This window comes from Orenia marismortui DSM 5156 (assembly GCF_000379025.1).
Lineage (GTDB): Bacteria > Bacillota > Halanaerobiia > Halobacteroidales > Halobacteroidaceae > Orenia > Orenia marismortui.
The window spans coordinates 141990-161619 of sequence record NZ_KB900619.1; the positions used below are offsets into that span (position 1 = coordinate 141990).

The following is a 19630-nucleotide window of genomic DNA, read 5'->3' on the forward strand; positions in this document are numbered from 1 at the left end:
TACTATACCTTTTGTAATCTCTTACCTTTCGTAGCATTAACAAGATAAAGATATCCTTTCACTTCCTCCTGACCACTTATCTCTTTCACCGCTTTTTGATATATCTTGATTTGCTCTCTATACTTTTCTATTATATCTTCTGTCTGAATAATTCTATTAGTCTTCCAATCAACTACTGCTAAGCTTCCATCCTCATCTTTAAAGATTAAATCGATAGTTCCTCTAATCTTCTTAGCTTCAGTTTCTAAGTAAAAAGGCACTTCTGCCCTGTACTTAGCTTCAATTACCCTCTTAAATTGATCACACTCTTCTAGTCTCGAAATTATCTTAATTATCTCATCCTTTAAATTTGCATACTCTTGATGTTGAGGATACAAGTTAAAGAGATAATCTAAATCTACTTCTAAACCTTTAACCATCAACTCAATAGCTTTATGAACAATACTACCTTTTAAACTACCATAATTAGTAGTTGATAATGATAAGCTAAGTGATTGATTAGCTTTAACTTTATCTTTCTTTTTTAATAATTGAGAAGGTGTTACTACCTCTTTACCATAATTAAAGTCCTTGGCCAGATCTAAGTTAATATCTTCTTTAGAATCTACATCTTTAGCATCTTCACCCAAATCTAGCTCCTTCTCACCTTTAGTAATCTTTATAAACAACTCTCGATCTTTTATCTTAATTCCAATCCTATCACTATCCTCTTCACCTTCCAAAAACTCTGCTAAATTATACTTTAACCCAACCTCTATTAGCCACTTAAAGCTATTATAGATCTTAGGCTTATCTTGATCGACTACCCCTGATAAGAATAACATCTCTTCTGCCCTAGTAACTGCTACATAGAAGATCCGTTTTTCCTCCATCAATTCTTTATCTTCAATCTCTTTTCTTAAGATACCATAACTAAAGTTCTCTTCTCGTTCTAAGCGATCATTATAATATCTCAAACCTAGATAATCCTTATTCTCTACCTCATCACAGATAATTGCTGATCTAGTTCCCCTTGCTCTACTATTCATATTGGCCATAAATACTACAGGAAACTCCTTACCTTTAGAAGCATGGATAGTCATCAATTTAACCTTACCTCTCTCACTTCTATCTTTGATCTCTCCTGTTCCTTCCTTCTCCTCAGTACTGATAAGTAGCTCTAACTCTTTAACAAATTTATATAAATCACCTTCACTACGATAACTAAAGTCAGCAGCCTCTGCTAATAACTTCTCTATATTAGCTAGACGCTGTTCACCCTTAGCCCCTGCCAAATAGCTCCCATACAACCCACAATCTATTAAGATAGTATTGATTAAACGGTCTATACTCAACTTATTCTTTAATTCTAACCACTTATTAAAGCTCTTTTCAATCTCTGGTTTTATTTTAAATACTCGCTCTAATAAGCTCTCATCTGTAAATCCATAGTCTTTACTATCAACAGTCAAGCTAAATAGTAAGTCATCACTTAAAGCAAATAAGGGACTTCTCATCAGTCCAAAGCTATTTAGATCATCTTGAGGAAAGACTAAACTCTTTAAGGCTAAGTAGATATCATAAATTTCCTGTTGTTGATAAAATCCTAAGCCACCTACTGTTTGATAAGGAATTCCATACTCTTCTAAAGCCCCTTCATACTCCTTTAACCTACTTCTACTTCTCATTAAAATAGCTATATCTCCATAAATCACTGGAACTTGTCCTTCTTTTGTAGCTATTTTCTTGCCCGAACTATTGACTAACCACTTTATCTTTTTAGCGATATTCTCTCCTTCTAGCTCTGCATTACTATAATCATCATCACTATCAGCTTTGTTAGTAAGCAATATCTCTAAATGAGACTCTAAGTTATCCCTAATCTCCTCAGAAAATATAACTCCTCGACCATATTTAAGGTCTTCATAGGAAACATCATAGTCATTCTCTTCTATCATTATCTCTTTAAAAACAGTATTTACAAAATCAATAATTCCTTGGTTAGAACGGAAATTATCCTTAAGGTTAATAATCTCATCCTCGGCTCTATCTGGTGAAATCTGATCTAAGACTTGATTAAAGATTCTAACATCAGCCCTTCTAAAACCATAAATTGATTGCTTAGGATCTCCTACTACAAATAGTTTATTTTTACCTAGTTGCTGATAATCAGAATCCCTAGTGACTAAAGGACTGATAATCTTCCACTGTAGTGGGTTGGTATCTTGAAATTCATCGACCATAATAAAGTTAAGCTCATCTCTTAACTCTTCTACTAAATCATAATTTTCTTCAAATAATTGTACAGTCTTCTCTTCTAAATCCAAGTAGTCTAAATAGCCTTTACTATCCTTTAAACTCTGATACTCTTCTTTAATCAACTGATAAATCTCTAAAAGTGACTCTAAAATTTCAGGATCTACTAAGTTATCATCATCTTCATTAACTATAATTGGACTTCCACTATTTTTAGGCATCAAGCTTAAAATAATATCTCTTAATTCTTTATGTAGCTTATTAACAGCCTTTTTACTATCATTACCACCTTCCCAATCTCCTGCTTTCATCTTCCCCCAAATACTAAGGCCTTTATCTTGCTGAAAATCATAACAACATTTAATCAATTCAAAGTACAATTCTAATAACTCTACCTTATTCTCAATGTTTTGATCCTTAGAGTACTTACTTAGCTTCTTAGCTATCTTAGGATATAAGTCAAGTATCTGATTAACTACTATAACACCTTCTGATTCTTTTTTGGGATAATAGTCACCTAAAGCCTTAAATATCCCGTTAATTTCTTCATTTCCTAGATACTCTCTTATTACCCTCAGATTAATATCATAAAGCAACTCTTTTAAATCACCATTTATCTTAGCAATACCTCTACTGCTCAAGACCCCATCCAGCCTATCTCTAATCCTTAGCATACTCTTAAAAATATTAACTAGCCTAGACTTACCATATATAAAGGTCAAATCCCAGAGTTTTTGATAAATTTCTTGATCTGATGAATTTCTAATCTTCTCTATAATATTGATAATTGCTTCATCTTCTAAATTTTTCTCTTCTATCCCCTCTAAGACTTTAAAATCCGATCTCACCTTGGCCTTAAAGAAATATCTTCTTAAAATTTCACTACAAAAGGAATGAATTGTAGAGATTCTACCCTGATTCAAATTATCTAAAATATAAAAGATCCATTCTGACTCTTTTGTACTTAAATTATCTCTATTTTCACTTAGATACTTCTCAAATCTCTCTCTAACTCTATCCTTCATCTCTCCTGCAGCTTTTCTAGTAAAGGTAATGGCGATAACCTTATTTAAAGCATCCTTCTGATACATCAAACCACCTTCTTCAACTGGCCGGAGAAGTATCTCTAAATAACGTTCTGTTAAAACTCTAGTCTTACCACTTCCTGCCCCTGCATTAATTGCTAAATTCCTATCTAAAGTAAGTACTGCCTGTGCCTGCTGATCAGTAAAGACCATACCTCGAATTTCTTTACCCATTTAAAACTCCTCCCTTCTACAGATCATCTGACTTTGGCAATAGCTACAAGTACTCTGCTGATCTCTAACGGAATAATTACCACCTTTTATCCCTTGAATACAAGCTTTGATTAACTCTTTAGTCTCCTCTAATTTTAACCTAAACTCTTCATTCTTCTTATCTTGATTACTCTTTTGCATTACTCCACTTTTGATTACATTTTTATAACCGATCTGATCATCAGGTTTTAGCCCATAATAGCTACCAAAGGCGACCTCTTTCCCGAAGTGTTTCTCTACTGCTAGAATATAAAGAGGAATTTGAATCGGATTAGTAGTTAGAGTCTTATTAGAAACTTTTCCACTCTTATAATCGATTACACCATAGACATCCTTATCTTCACTATGGTCTATCCTGTCAACTCTTCCTGTGAATTTATAGTTTTTAATCAATTCTAAGTCTTCGAATTTCCATTCTGCTCGTTCAAAGTTAAAGTCATCAATCTTTGTTCTACCTAACTTTGCTTTCTTCTCTGCTGTTAAAAACTCTTCAAAGACTGGTCCTAATTCTTGGTTCTGCAAATAACGGTGGCCTTCTGTCTGCCAATAAAAATTATCCTTAAATAATGGATAAGAACTGATAACTTCATGGGCTACCTTAAGTAGTGTTTCTTGAGCTTTCTTGTAATTATCATCATTGACCCTTTCACCTAGATCATCATAGAATTTCTCTACTATCTTATGTAAAATGGACCCTCTTTCTATAGGGTGTAGCTCTTCATCATATTCAACCTCACCTAATTTAAAGAGATAATCAAAAAGGAAGGCAAAGGAGCAACTTCCATAACTCTCTAATAAATGAGCTGAATAATTAAAGTCTTTATCAAATTTATCCTCTAACCACTTTAGATTATCTTCATCTTTAAGTAGTCCTCGATAATTGCTAAATTCCTCACTATTCCTCTTTTTATTTAATTCAAAGCTATTCTTTAAATTTTCAAACCATTGATACTCTTTTGCTAATTTAACTTTATCCTCTTGATCCAATCTGTTTCCTATAGTTTTTTGGGCTTCCTTAATAGAATAAAAGACTTTATTACCTGTCTCAGCTTTGATCAGAAGTTCTTGACTGTCTACTACTCTAAATAGTTCCTGTAAATATGATGTTAATAAAGAATTTTCCTCATCTTGGGCAGGTGAATAGGTAATCACTACCTCTTTCTTAGCTGATAAGATATTATTAAAAAGAGTATATCTCTCTTTAACCTGCTTATCCTCTAAGTGAATATCTAGCAAGTCTAAATATCGCTGTAATGGATTTTGGCTTAAAGTAGGGTATTGACTATGGCTCATTCCAATTAAAAAGATATAATCAAAGTCACCTGCCCTTAACTCTAGATTACCTGTAACTTTAATTCCTTGCTTAGCTCCTAACTTGTATTTTCCTTCTAATATAGCCACCTTTAATAGTTTAATCCATGCTCTTAGTTCTTTTTGTTCCGCTGTAAAGACCTTATTTAAACTTTCGATTACCCCTTCTATCCCTTTGCAAGCTGCTAATAAATCATCCTCTTCTGCTAAGTCAACTTCGACCCCAAAATTTAAAGAGGTTAATAATTCACTTAACTTCTGAACAAATTTACTAAAATTAGCCTTCTCTTTTAAATCCCACTCTAGCAACTTTCTAAATAGTTTTAAGATCTCTTTTATTTCTCCCTGTTCAAGTTTTTCACTTTCCGCCTGCATTTTGTTAATTAAAGTCCAACCTTTAACCTCAAACCTTAACCTCTTTAGTATCAGCTCTAACTCATCAATAAATGATCTTGCTAAGCCAAAATCTATAAAAGAGTTATCTACTACCGCCAATAACTCATCATTATCAAAGTTACCATCTAAAATCTCCAATAAAGACAAGACTGATTTTGCCAGTGGCGAAGATAATAGGGGAAGAGAAATTCCATTAGTATAGGGAAGGTGATAATCATTAAAAACCCGAGGTAAATCTGGTAGATAATCTTCAGGACTGGAAAAGGACACTCCAATCCTATCAAGAGCTACACCTTCTCTAGCCAATTCTCTGATTTCTTTAGCTACAAAGTTCAACTCATCTATCCTATTTTTACTCTCTACTATCTTAAGCTTATTTTCCATATGTTCTTTCCAGTTATATTTTTTCTCTTTAATCTGATTGGAAAATATATCTGCTAGCAATTGATTATCTTGATTAATTTTATTATCTAAAAGAAACCCTTCTGCTTTTAACCTATCTACTACATTATCTAGATTAGCAAAGAGTTTTTTCTTCTCTTGATGATAATCTATTAAAACCACAAAGTCTTCCATATAATCTGCTACCTTCAAAATTAACTCTAGCTCTACTCTTCTAATCACATAAAATCTATCTAAAAATATCCTCTTAATCTCAGGATAAAGATAGCTAAAGTCTTCTACTGTTAATCTAGCTAAAAGTAATTGATAAGCCTGCCATTTGCTAATAAAGCCTTTCTTCTGTAGTTTCTCTTTGAATAGATGGTAAATCTCTATTATCTCTCTTAAAACGAAATCCTCAACTTTATACTCTGATAAGTCTATCATTTCTGCATCAAGATTATTGATAAAATCCAAGAGATACTTAGTAGAATTCTGATCAAAATAAATATAATCTTCTTCTACTAATACTTCTTCCAATATATATTTAAGCTCACTATCCCTCAAGATCTGATAACTGCCATCAACTTTAAAATACAACTCTCTAAATAAATGATCTATAGAAACGATATCCTTAACTTCTATCCCTTTACTAACATCATTTCTTAAGACCTTTTCATTGATCGTATCCTCCATCTCATAATAAGGTACTACATATAACAAATTATCTTCTCTCAAATAGTAATCTAAGCCCAAATCTTGCAATGGATTAACATCACTATAAATTAATTTTTTAGTCAAATACATCACCCTCTTATAGTTTTTCTAGGAATATTATCTTATCTAACTCTCTATATTCTATACTTTTAATCTTCACCTACCCAAAAACTGAGTGATAATCAAAAGGCATCTCATATTCTTTAAAGATAGTAGATATTTCTGATATATACTGCATACCTTAAGCTCCCTTCTACTTGTTCCTGAAAAAATCATCCCTTGTTTATCGTGTAAACTAGCTATTTTATAAAACTTTCTGTAAAATCTTCTCTTTAAGTTCTTTTAATACTCTCTTCCTACCAATCTCTATCTTTTCTTCTTGCTTTTTCAATCTTAATCTTATTCCTTCAAAATCTAATTGATAATTTACTAAAAAAATTCAAAATCTTTTTTGACGCAGACTAAAATCTGATTAATTTTTGATTTAAAACATTTAATAATTTTATCTTTTATATTTTAGTCCGCTCTTATCACCCCAAGAGTACTTCCTCAATCGACAAAGAGCATCTCTTTCAGGGCGCTGTATAAATCTGTGTCTTATGAAAGTTTAAAGTCCAGAAATATAATATGAAATATTTACTGCTTTCTATATAGTTGAATTTTCTTCTTGAAATAGTTGATTTCCTGCTGATGACTAGAAAAAGCCATGAGATAATCTCATGGCTTTTAAACTACTACAATGATATTTAATTACTTATTAAATCACCTTAAATTATAATTGTACCTCAAATTTAATAATCTAAATTATAACAAACTTATCCTAAAACTAATCTTCTCATATATTTTATTCTCTTCCTCATCAACTAGCACCAAGTAATAATCCTTATCTCTTTGATAATCTAAATCTTGCAAAGTAAACTTCTCTTTAAAACTTCTCTCCTTAGAACTTTCAGAATCACTATCAGCAATAATAATATTTTCATTAGAAATTCTATTACCCATTTCATCTTCAAAGTACAACCTTACTCGCCTCGGAATTAATTTCTCCTTAATCTTTTCACTTTGAAAAAAGTTGAGATAGAATATATTATTAGTAATCTTTTTAGAAATACTAGTTAACTTAATATCTACTTTCTTCACTTCATTTTCACTATTTTGACTCCTATCATTCTTAAACTTAATTACTGGAATAACTATTTCCTGTAATGAAGCTCCTCCATGAACATAATTCTGGCCAGCTCCCTGCTTCTTAAATCGATTAACTCCCCGTGGTACAATAGTAGTTAATCCACTATTATCTCCAAATATATAATCTAAATTAACCCTTAAAGTCCCTTCTATATCCACTTTATCTCTGCTAATTATAAATCTTCGCTTTTCTTCTAAAGCATCTATCTTTACACTATCTGTCTTATCACTCTCTTCTAATGGTCTACGCCGATAAATAAAACCATGATCGGCAGTAATATAAATATTAGCTGCACTCAATCCATGCTTCAAGGTTCTCACAATCAAATCTAACTCTTCATAACTCTCTTCTACAGCTTCAAAAACCTCTAGTTCTGTTGCAGCATGATCCCCTTTGGCATCAATTTTATTATGATAAATATAAACTAGCTTCGTCCCCTTCACTACATCACGTAAATCGCTTCTACTCATTTGAACTACATCTTCATACCTTAAAGCTACAGATTCTTCTTCAGTTCCCTTTAATATCTTCTCCCTATTCTTTAATCCTTGAGAATTTATCCCATTTACAATAACATCGCCCTTATCATTGATATCTAACTTTTGATGGGGCAGCAGACTGGCCATTCCTAACTTTGTATAAGAAGGAAGGGTCCCTTGCATAGCATAAAGCTCCGTTGCTCCCTTTACTTCTGCATTGAGTAATTGACTAAATTCTGCTGCAGCTTCATATCGTAAAGCATCAGAGATAACCACATAAACCCTTTCTCCATCTTCTACAGTTTCTTTAATAAACTCTCTATAGAAATCCTTCTGCTGTTTGATTCCAGAAATCTGCCAATCATCTATCAATTCTTCTTCAATTACATTAGACCATTTTGTAGATACTTCTTGTAAGTACCAGTTAGTATATAGATTTTCAACTCTATCCTTCAACTCTATGATTAATTCCTTATCTTCTATTTGATCATAAGCTAAATAAAATTTACGATATGCTTTATCAATTAAGTAGTAATCTTCTAAATAGGTCTTAAAGAAATCATAAGACTTTTCTTGTCTAATGATTTTATTATACTTCTTCTGATACTTAAATAGTTCTATTGCTTGATAGATAGCTTCATACACTTCCTCGAACTTCTCATACCAATGTTTAGTCCTTCTAGCAATAATAATCTCCTGGTACCTATCAAATTCATCTAAATCATCTAATAAATTAGCCTTCAATCTATCAATAATAGCCAAATCAAAATCTTCAAAACTATCACAATCTAGATAATTATCTACCTTCCAATTAAAGATATATTCCTTAAGATTGATCTCTTTTGCAATCTCCCTAGATAAGTCCTCATAACTTCTAGCATGATCACTATGGCTCATCCAGTGATCAAGAAATACTATAGAATTATTTTCCCTTTCTGCTACATATCCTTCCCACTCTTTAGGAAAATCCTCTTTCAAATTATGATGTAAATTAGTAGTAATAAGAAATCTCATTAATCCTTTAAGACTCTTATCTTTAGCTATGTAAGCATAATTATCTTCTATCAGTCTCCAAAAACTATTCTCATCACCAAATTTTTTAATATCCACAAAATATCTATTATCTTCCTCATTAAAACCTTCCATTAATATCTTTTTAACTGCATTCTCTAAACTAGGCATCTTTAACATGGATAATGCAGATATAATTGCTATATCAAAGTTCTCTTCTCGATAATCATTAAGATTATATTTCTTTAATCTCTTACGTCGCTTTTTACTATCAAAAAACTTCTTATATTTACTAAAAAGATACCTCAAAGAATAATCCTCTACACCAAACTCTTGCATAATTAAAGTAATTTGATTTGCGGTGAAAATATCAGAATACTTCTGAATATCCAATAACCAATTCTCCCGTTTAGCAGGTTCTGGCTTATCAGAATAGATTAGATAATTAGATTCCTGGTCTACAACCTCTAGTTGATACTTTGTTTCAAAATTATTATTTCCTGTTAACTTCCATAGTTTAGCATTATTTAAATTCAGTTCTTCTATATCTTCAACAAATTCTTTATCTTCATCATACCAAAAAATAATATGTCTTTTCTTAGCATCACTAAGCTCTCTTGTAAATTTTTCTTCTAGTGTTTTTTCAATTTTATCTAACTCCATAACTTCACCCACCCTTATATTAAAACCAGATAATAGTTTTTTAGATATTAGATAATAGATATTAAAACCTACAACCTATTGTTAAGTAAATAACTATCTGTTATCTGTTATCTGTTATCTGATTTTATAAATACTCTGGATACTGCTCTGGTGATTCTCCTTTTTTCTCAATCATCTCTGCTTCTACTACTTTCTTTTCTTGAGTATTAAGCTTTTCTAACCTAACATTAAACCGCCATTCATCACCATAATCAAATAAATAAAGTATTTGTTGACCTTCTTCTAATCCTAATTCTCCAATTTGAACTTCATTAACTGGAATACCATCATAATCTTGTGGAGCTGTAAATTTGGGTTCAGTCCAGGGCTGACCCGTCATAAAGAAAGCATATAAATGATCATTATTAAAATCAAAAGCATTTTGAATAATTTGATGTAAATCAAGTAGAGTATGGGTAGAAGATATTTTGATTTTTCTCCATAATCCTCTCGCTAAAGATACCTTGAAAATATAATTACCTTCTATAAAACCTTTACTTTGCCCTTTACTAATAGTCTTTTGCAATTCTCCTTCATCAAAGAGTTCTTTTAAAGGTTCAAGGAATTCTTCCTCCTGCCATTCCTCTACTTCAGGTTCTTCTATCTCTTCCTTTTCTGCAGCATTTATAAAACCTTCTGTACCAAAGATACGCATCAATTCATCAATTGGATCTTGTTCTATCTCACATATTGGTGAACCAGGTACTACATTCCACTCTCCCATAGCTTCTCTATAAGGCAAATTCCATCTTTCTAAGTGTCGTTCTTCTTTTAATATCTTCGCCATCTCAATCCCAAACTTTGTAGGTATTAGTATCTCAGCAAATACTGCTCTTTTAGAAGATAGACGTTTAGTGGCTGTCTCATCAATTACTACCTGCCAAAAACCAAACAATTCAAAATAAAGCAAATAATATTCCCAATCCCACATCATTCGTCGCAGTTCGCCATGTACAGTATCTTTCAGTTCTATCTTTTGACCAGCATATGATTGAGATAAAAACTTCATCACAGGAGTAACAGTATATACATCAGCCTTAGCAAATGTTCCTCCTTGAAGTTCCCTCCAATCAGCATCAACCCAGAAGGATTCAAAAATAAAAAAGTACTTTTCTGTTATAGTCAATTCTCTATATTTTTTCAAATTTTCTGTTGGTTTTAATAAAATTTTAGTCTTACCCTTAAACTCCTTTTTATATAGCTTCCCCGCTAAACTCAAACAATAAAATAAATGTAATTGTGGATATCTCTCTTGAGGAGTTCTAGAAGTTACATCCTTAACTATATTAGTCATTAAGTGATTTAATTTAAATAAATCTTTTCCACGTAAATACTGTTTAGTCTTGGTCAAAGTAATTTTATTCTTCTCTAAATAGTTAATAAAAATAGTAAAATCACGCACTAATGAAGTTGGACTATCTTCAGATATTTTTAATTTTTTCATTTTACATTCTCCCCGCTTTAAGAGCAGATATTAGATTATAGATACTTTTTGTTAAATAAAGAACAAATATTATCTATTATCTATTATCTATTATCTATTATCTATTATCTATTATCTATTATCTATTATCTGCCCTCTAAATTTTAGCTAATAACTTCTTAAATTTCGGATAATTCTTCTTAACTCCATCATCTAAATCAATTTCGATCTGCTGATTAGCTACATGATTTAATTCCTGATCATACTCTAATATCTCCTGTAAATCACTCTCGATTTCACTTAACTTCTTCTTAGCCTTACTCTTCTCTCGACTAGACATCTCTGAATCAATAATTCCTTCTAGTCGTTGCTTTTCTGCTTCTAATTTTTTCTGTAATTTATGAAGATAATCTATTCTAATCTTAGATACCATTCCTTTATCATAGCGGTGCATATAAATTAAAACATTAAAGGCCTTACCTCTACTATCGCTTTGGAATAACCAATAAATTGGACATTTATTATATCTTCTCGTATGATCACGATAGAATTTAGACTTGGTAATAAAATATTTTCTTAAAGTTTCTCGAGAGTTACTATTACGCTTACTCAAAGTTTCAGAAATAAAGTTCAAATTCTCTTCTAAATTCTTTTCACCGAAGGTAACCCTAACAAATTCTACAAACTTAGCTACTATATCATCATCAAAGTATTCGTCCTTAGTAATTGGAATAATTCCATCTTCATCAACAGGGAATGTCTGATACTTACTTGTATCAAATTCTCCTCCTGCATAAGCTAGTCCCTCTACATCCAATGAATAACGTCCTAGCATACAACCAATAGCATAAGAGATAAAGCTTTTGATATCCCGTTCTCTATCTGCTTTTCTAACTGTTATATCCTTCTCATCAACCTCTGGACTTAGTTCATCTTCTAATCCATAGATGTCAATGAAGATACGGTTTAACTCTTCTTCGTTTTCTTTAAGTTGGTAGAATTGTTCTTCTGCAAATTTTGACCAATTATTGAAGGCATCTTCGATTGTTTGTGCATTGTCTTTGTGTGTTAGCAATGGGTGTTGCTTGAAATCCCATGATGTTTCGAAAGAGTCCCAGTCGGTTTTGGATATTTGAATACACTTTGCTACTAATTCGCTAATTATCTTTTCATTACTTTTATTTTCTGGAAAAATCACTGGAATTTTAGCTATATCACCGGGTTGATAATTTAAAGTAGGGTTACTTATTGACAAGGACAATTGTGCTATTTTAGTACTTAAAAGGCCTTGTATATATTTTAATATACTTTTATCTAAAAATATTGAAGAACCTCCTGAATCAAACAAATAACCTTCCTCAACTATTCTTGAAGAAAATTTATAAGATGTTACCGAAGACCATGTAATACATGGTGAAAAATATTTATCTTGACTTCTTACTGAAGCTTTTTTTCTTCCACTTTTAGTTTTATTATTTTTTATTTCAAATCCATCATTTTCCCAATTAATAACATATTCATTAAATCCTTTCCACTTTCTATAACCTCCTCCTTTACTATAAGGAAACCATTTTAATCTACTTTCTTTTGCTTTTTCTCTATTTTTAAAGTTAAAACCTATCTTATTAAAATTAACTTCATTCCACAATCTTAAAAATCTATTGTTATCACCAGTAGTCATTCCAGTCTTGGGTTTCGAAATTTCTCCCAAAGATGTCCCTTCATTAAATATTTTTTTAACTTTGTCACTTATCCAATAAGCAATTGGTTTGCCAGAAATAATTTCAAACTCAATAATATTTGCAGAATATTCATTCTGATTTTTGAAATATTGATTCCTTTTTTCTTCAGCATTGTTATAATCAACTAACCTTAAATATTTAGCATTGTACTCTTTATTAGAATAATTCTTAATTACAAAAGATGTAGTTTGGACTATCTCTCCTCCTATTTCTTCAAAAGCTTTTGTTCCTAAATGTAACATTGTGTCAATTGTAGTGTTGTCAAGTAAATCTTCTCTTAAACCTTCAAAACTAGATAAAAACATCCACGAATGCATAGTTATCATAGCTATGTAACCATATTCAACACTATAATCTATACCTTTTTCCATAAATACAGCAAATAAATCTCTATAGCTATTCTTAAATTTTTTCCTTAAATATTTCTTTAATTTAGAATTCATACTTCTATTACCCATATAAGGTGGATTAGTACAAACCACCTCATACTTCTGCCCCATTATTTTAGCCTGTTTAATTAAAGCCAATAATATATCTTCAACTCTATCATAAAATAACCCTAACTTATCCTTTAACATCTCTAATTCTGCTTCTATAGCCTCTTCATCAATTGCCTCAACTTCTAAAATAGAACCATATTCTTTAGCATCCTCAAAAACTTCAATTAAATAATTTATATTCTTAGCTCCACTATCTTTAATTATCTTTAATTCAGCTTCACCGATACTATTACTCTCTTGAATTGCCGTAATATTCAACTCTAGTGGTTTTCTAAAGATACGGCGATTCTTCTCTCTAGCCTTCATCATTACTGCGAAGTAAGCCAATTGTGCTGCTCGATCATCTATATCCAATCCATAAAGATTATTCTCTAAAATTAATTTTGGTATATCCCGACTAGAATAACCTACTGATTGATAAATCTCATATAAAACATCAAAGGCATAAACCAAGATATGGCCACTACCACAAGCAGGGTCTAATACCTTAATCTCTTCTGGTCGAATATCCTTAGCTCTGATCTTCTCTAATTCTTCTGCCACCTCTGGCTCCTGTTCTGCTTCTTCCAGATAATACTCCCACTCTTTCTTTAAGTGCTCCTTTAAGTCATCATTTAAGTTACCCGATTCTAACCATAGTTTACCCAAAGAATTCTCAACCATATACTTAACTATCCAATCTGGAGTAAATAACTGAGTTGCAGCAGGTATCTCTTCCTTTTTTATCTTCTTCTTACTAGCAAAGACCTCATCCTTCTTTTCAGAGATATAGAACTGATACAACCACCCAATTATCTCTACTCCCTCTTGCCAATCTTCCTCTTCAATTTCACTTACTAGCTTAGTAATTACCGATTTCTCTGCCAATAAATTATCTGGTAATAGTATCTCAGTATAATCAGCAATCTCTTCAAAGATAAAAGGCATAATCTGATTTAATTCATTACATTGCTGAATTAATAAATACTTATATAACTCATCAGTCTTGTTCTCATCTTGGTATTGATAAACCTTCTCCCGATCAATATCCAAGCCAAGATGTAATGCCTCCCGAATAATATCTGGCTCTGCCTTGCTACCTTCAATTGAAGATAAGACCCTAACCCCTGTCGGTAGATAATTATTAACCTCCATATAGCGTAAAGCCACAAAACGATTAAACCAGGTATAAGCAACCTCTTCCATTACCTGCTCATAACCTTTATTCTTTATCTCTTTAATTAACTCTTCTCTCTCTCCAACCTCTTTAGGACTTAACTCTCTTTTGGAAGACTTAAAAGCTAAATAACCTTCTCCTCTATCTTCCCCATCTTTAATTCCATCTTTGCTAATCCCAATCTGATATGCTTTCTGCTTTACCTGTTCAATTAGTATATTTCTAGCATCAACTGCAAAATTCTTAATTGCCGTCTTATCCAAAACACAAAACCCCCTTTAAAAGCAGATAATAGTTTTTTAGATAATAGATTATAGATATTTTTAGAACCGACAACAGATTGATAATCATTATCAATCTGTTATCTAATATCTGTTATCTAATATCTGTTATCTAATATCTGTTATCTAATATCTGTTATCTAATATCTGTTATCTAATATCTGTTATCTAATATCTGTTATCTATCATCTGTTATCTATCATCTGTTATCTATCATCTATTATCTATTATCTATCATCTATTATCTATTATCTATTATCTATTATCTATTATCTGCTATAAATAACTACCCCTTCTTCTTCAATATTCTTAATTAATCCTTCTTTAGTTAAGCTCTTGACATCTACTAAATCAATCTTATATATAATATCTAACTGTTCTAAACTATCTCTTAATAAATTCAATTCCATATCACTAATATCTTCAGCATAAACGGCTATATCTATGTCAGAGCTTCTACTGTAATCTCCTCTAGCTCTAGAACCGAAGATAACAGCCTCTTCTATTTTATCAACTTTTTTTATCTTATTGACTATTGCCTCTAATTCTTTATTCTTTAAGCCAAATTTCATTATTCTACTTCCTCATCTTTTAGTTTTTCATAGACAGATTTTAAATTATCAAAATGTTTCTGCTTAATCTTATCATAGATTCTTTTGGCTCGTTCTTCATCATAAGTATGGGAAGTTAAATTTCTATCCTTAAGCATATCAATCCAATCATCACCATTCTCTATTAAACCAAAAGAAAAAGCTTCTCTAAAGGTAGTTCGAGGACTCTTCGCCCCTTCAATTCCTTGATATTCTAAAAAGAATTTCATCACCTTCCAAGCTAATTCATAATTAAACTCAAACCGTTGGATAACTCCATCAATCATCAATGGATTAATAGACTCTTCTTTCAACCCCTCTTCTAATCTATCTAAAGCCTGTTTAAAATCACTAAGTTTCTCCTCCCAACGCAATTGCTTCACCAAACCACCCCTTATCTATTTATCTATTATCTATTTATCTATTATCTATTTATCTATTATCTATTTATCTATTTATCTTTTATCTATTATCTTTTATCTATTATCTTTTATCTATTATCTATTATCTTTTATCTTTTATCTTTTATCTTTTATCTATTATCTATTATCTATTATCTATTATCTGTTATCTATTATCTATTATCTGTTATCTGTTATCTGCTCTCTAAACTAATTTTATTCGTTTATCTGCATCAAGTTCCCTCTGTAATTTCTTTCTGATTACATCAAGCACCTCTTCAATATCATCTTTCTCTTCAATAATCTGTGCCCCATGTAAAATGTATGCTAAGCTAATTACTTCTGTCTCTTTAACCTTATAATCATCTTTTTCTGGAGTTTCCTTGACAGAACTCTTATTATCCTTATTCTTCTCTTCCTCTTGCTTATATTTAAGCTCTAATTCTCTAACTTTCTTCCTAATATCCTCAATAGAACGTATCTTTAAACGGTCACTCTCTTCTTTCATTGCAATTACTTGATACAAATTATTAGCCCTATCAAGCCTATCCAATAAATTAATAAATCCTCTTTTAATCTTTTCTTCAAAGACCTCTGGCAACTCTTTCTCAGCCAACTCATCTTTAACTATCTCATAATCATTCTTAATTACATTCTTAACAGGTTTACTCTCTTCATCCAATAAATCAGCGAATTTATCATTAAATTTATTTCTTAATTCTGGTATTCTATAAATCTCAGAATAAGGTTCTTCCATGGCTAATATATTCTGTAATTCTTCTATTAAATTGATTATATCTTTCTCCAATACATAGGACTGATTATCTTTATAAACCTCTATTGTATCCCAAGCCTTATCATAGTATTTCTTCTGATCACCAGTTAAGAAGTTCTTAAGCAACTCTGCATCCTCTTCATAATCTAATAATTCATCTTCATTCTCAGCCAAAGCACTATAGAACTCAAAAGCATCTCTGATTTCTAGAATAGACTCCATAGCCCTCTTACCTCTTTTTAAGATATCTTCACCTGGATAATCTTTATCTCTATTTTCATTATAAATATTCAATAAATCATTAATTCCAGTATCTCTAGCTTCTATCTCAACCCTCATTTCTTCTTTAATAGCTTCCATCAATCCATCTTCATCATTAGGAAATGCTGTCTTGGCAAAAAGATCTCTGGCTAGATTTCTGGCCAAATTAATTAATCTTTGTTCTACTTTAACTCTCTTAGTGATTATTAACCCTTCCATATAATTATTTCGAGTTAAATAATCAATTAATCTTCTATTATCCTTCTCAATACTTTCTCCTTTATACTGCAACTTAATCTCTTGAGCCTTAAACAATTCAACTACTACTGCTGCAATATCTAACTCTTTCCAACCATAAGGAGCACTCTGAAAATCTTCCATTACCTTCTTTAAGCTTGTCTTCAGATTTCTTTCATTTCTTCTACTAATATATCTTCTGATCTCATCAATAGCTAAATGATTAGCTATCTGATCATCAAAGTTAAGCTGATTATTATTACTGTTAATCTTCTTTAATAATTGACTCTTATCTTTGGTAAACTCTTCAATATAATTTAACTTCTTATAAATAGTTTCAATCAGGAATTTAAAGCCTTCATTAATTCTCTTGACTGGATCACTAGATTTAACTTCTAATCTTTCACTCTTAACATAAATCTCTGCCTCACCTAAATCCTGAATCAATATCTCTTTAATTCTAGAATTTCTCTCATTAGATTCTCGTCTTTTGGCACTCATGATTCTCTCTATCTCTTCAGTCTTGGCCATACCACCTTTTTTTCTTAAGTACTTATCTAATTTTAAGGACTCTTCTAACTCATCCATTAAATTTCCTTCTGGTAACTTAAAAATAATATTATTATTGGCTGAAGAAGCCAATCTTAATTCTTCTTCACTATCAAGACAAAATGGAGTTACTATTCTAACACCTACTTCCCCATTTGGACGACCTCGATGTTGCTTATCTATAATTTTATTAAAAGGGAAATTATATTCTGTAGAATAGGCATATTTTCTATCGGGATAAATATCTTCAAATACATATTCACCAATCTTATCTATAACCATATCAGGATCTATCTTTGTACTCTTTATTTCCCGATTAATGTCCTGTTCTTCATTAGTCAAAAACATATATTCTGGACCATTCTTTTGAATTAATGTTTCTTTGACCAATCTTTTTAATGAGTTTTCTATCTTTTCTTTTAAATCTATCTTATCTTCATCAATATCACTGATCATTAGTGTGGTAATATTCTCAAGATTAGCAGGTACTTCATCAATATATTTGATCATAAATAAAACCTTTAACACTTCTACATCCTGCTCTTCTAGCTTAGAATTACTGTCTTCTGCCCTTTCTTGAGCTTTCTTAATCACTCTACTTACACTTGCATCTAAGAAGTCTTTAATTGATTCATAAAAGGCTGAAAAAGGTACTAGCTTACCTAACTCATTATCAACATAAATCAATGCTGATTCTTGGAAAGCACTAAGTAATGACCGCTCACCTTCTGATAAATGCTTCCCAGAAGCACCATGTAATCTAATCGACTCAAAAACCTTCTGCAATAAATCAAATTGATAAGGAATAAAAGGATAAATATTAGCAAAGTTATCTTCATCAACATAATTCTTCATCTCGGCTGTATCAGCAGAAAAAGTAATTAAATTCTTTAAAATTGAACTCTTATTACCGTAAAGTAATCTCAAAGTATCCTTTACCTCATCTTTTTTATCTAATATCCGCTTTTGTATAACCTCATCTACATTAGCACTAGATAAACTTAATCTCGTATCAAATCTTCCTTGTATTTTGGAGAAATCTCCGCCTTGTACCTTAGTTATTGAATCAATATCCTGCTGTGAAGTTACTAATACCCAGGCTTTACCTCCACAATATGTACCTAAATCTTCAGCTACCGTCTGTAAGTTCAACATTAACTGTGTATCGTCACCAATATATTGGCCAATTTCATCAACTAAAAATACTAGATGATGATTATTGCTTTTAGCCTCAATATATTCTTGCACCAATTTTGCAAACTTCTCTACACTTAAACTATAGTTATTCTCTGCACTATAATACCAGTTCCTTGCTGTTTCTTCACTCATTTTCGTAGTATTAACTAGTGCTTCTATAATTGCATCCTCTTCATAATAAAAATCATGCCTTCTATCTTCCCATTCATCGCCTATGATTTTTTTAAATTCTGCTTTAAAATCTTCATATGTACTATCTCTATCCATAGTTCTTTCTAAATCAGCCAACCATGGAATATCTCCACAATAGCCCAAATAATCATTAAAAACCTTCATAAACACTTTAACTATTGCATCTTTTTCTGATTTACTATCAGCATCACTTTTAGAATCAATATTAAACAATATTACATCCGTTTCTATTTCTCCTGACTGCTCAATAGCCTCTAATAATTTATCATTCTTAAATTTATCTTCAAAAAAATCAATGGCTGCCTTTTCTTCTATTTCTTTATTTTCTAACAAATAAGATAATATTTTAATAAAATGGGATTTACCAGAACCGAAGAATCCAGAAACCCACACACCCATCTTATCAGTTAAACCATCTATTCCTTTCTTATATGCATCATAAAACCTTTCAAAATACTCTTCTAATTCATGAGTTACAACATACTCCTCAAGCTCTTGCTTTATATTTTCTTCATCACTCTGTCCTACTTTAATAACTCCTTTTATATCACGAGTAATATCCTTCTTAAACATCTGTTTAAGTTTCATTGCCTTATCCCTCCTCTTG

Annotated in this window: 8 protein-coding genes; all 8 read right to left on the minus strand. The window is 31.2% G+C overall.

All coding sequences use genetic code 11. The features are described from left to right. Nucleotides 1-2 precede the first annotated feature (2 nt). Complete coding sequence (locus tag OREMA_RS0108955; RefSeq protein ID WP_018248935.1) at nt 3-3494, minus strand: UvrD-helicase domain-containing protein; 3492 nt, start codon at nt 3492-3494, stop codon at nt 3-5. Beyond that, on the minus strand, nt 3495-6422 hold the full coding sequence (locus tag OREMA_RS0108960) for a PD-(D/E)XK nuclease family protein (protein ID WP_018248936.1): 2928 nt from the start codon (nt 6420-6422) through the stop codon (nt 3495-3497). 720 nt (nt 6423-7142) lie between these two features. After that, nucleotides 7143-9680 carry a BREX-1 system phosphatase PglZ type A gene (pglZ, locus tag OREMA_RS0108970; RefSeq protein ID WP_018248937.1) on the minus strand — a complete coding sequence of 846 codons (2538 nt, stop codon included), beginning with the start codon at nt 9678-9680 and terminating at the stop codon, nt 7143-7145. A gap of 124 nt (nt 9681-9804) precedes the next feature. Then, on the minus strand, nt 9805-11163 hold the full coding sequence (locus tag OREMA_RS0108975; RefSeq protein WP_018248938.1) for a plasmid pRiA4b ORF-3 family protein: 1359 nt from the start codon (nt 11161-11163) through the stop codon (nt 9805-9807). Between the two features lie 136 nt (nt 11164-11299). Continuing rightward, nucleotides 11300-14803: a BREX-1 system adenine-specific DNA-methyltransferase PglX gene (pglX, locus tag OREMA_RS0108980; RefSeq protein WP_018248939.1), complete on the minus strand. Its 3504-nt coding sequence runs from the start codon at nt 14801-14803 to the stop codon at nt 11300-11302. Nucleotides 14804-15090: 287 nt separating this feature from the next. Then, complete coding sequence (locus OREMA_RS0108985; protein ID WP_018248940.1) at nt 15091-15393, minus strand: nucleotidyltransferase domain-containing protein; 303 nt, start codon at nt 15391-15393, stop codon at nt 15091-15093. Beyond that, a complete protein-coding gene (locus tag OREMA_RS0108990) occupies nt 15393-15794 on the minus strand; it encodes a nucleotidyltransferase substrate binding protein (RefSeq protein WP_018248941.1) in 402 nt (133 codons plus the stop codon). Before OREMA_RS0108990 ends, OREMA_RS0108985 begins: the two co-directional genes overlap by 1 nt. A 223-nt stretch (nt 15795-16017) precedes the next feature. Then, nucleotides 16018-19611 (minus strand): BREX system P-loop protein BrxC, encoded by a 3594-nt coding sequence (gene brxC, locus OREMA_RS0108995; protein WP_018248942.1) that lies wholly within the window; start codon nt 19609-19611, stop codon nt 16018-16020. Between the last annotated feature and the right edge of the window lie 19 nt (nt 19612-19630).

Bases quoted from the DNA above. Each gene is read 5' to 3' on its own strand.
- OREMA_RS0108955 (WP_018248935.1), bottom strand. From the start codon at position 3,494: ATGGGTAAAGAAATTCGAGGTATGGTCTTTACTGATCAGCAGGCACAG.
- pglZ (WP_018248937.1), bottom strand. From the start codon at position 9,680: ATGGAGTTAGATAAAATTGAAAAAACACTAGAAGAAAAATTTACAAGA.
- OREMA_RS0108975 (WP_018248938.1), bottom strand. From the start codon at position 11,163: ATGAAAAAATTAAAAATATCTGAAGATAGTCCAACTTCATTAGTGCGT.
- OREMA_RS0108985 (WP_018248940.1), bottom strand. From the start codon at position 15,393: ATGAAATTTGGCTTAAAGAATAAAGAATTAGAGGCAATAGTCAATAAG.
- brxC (WP_018248942.1), bottom strand. From the start codon at position 19,611: ATGAAACTTAAACAGATGTTTAAGAAGGATATTACTCGTGATATAAAA.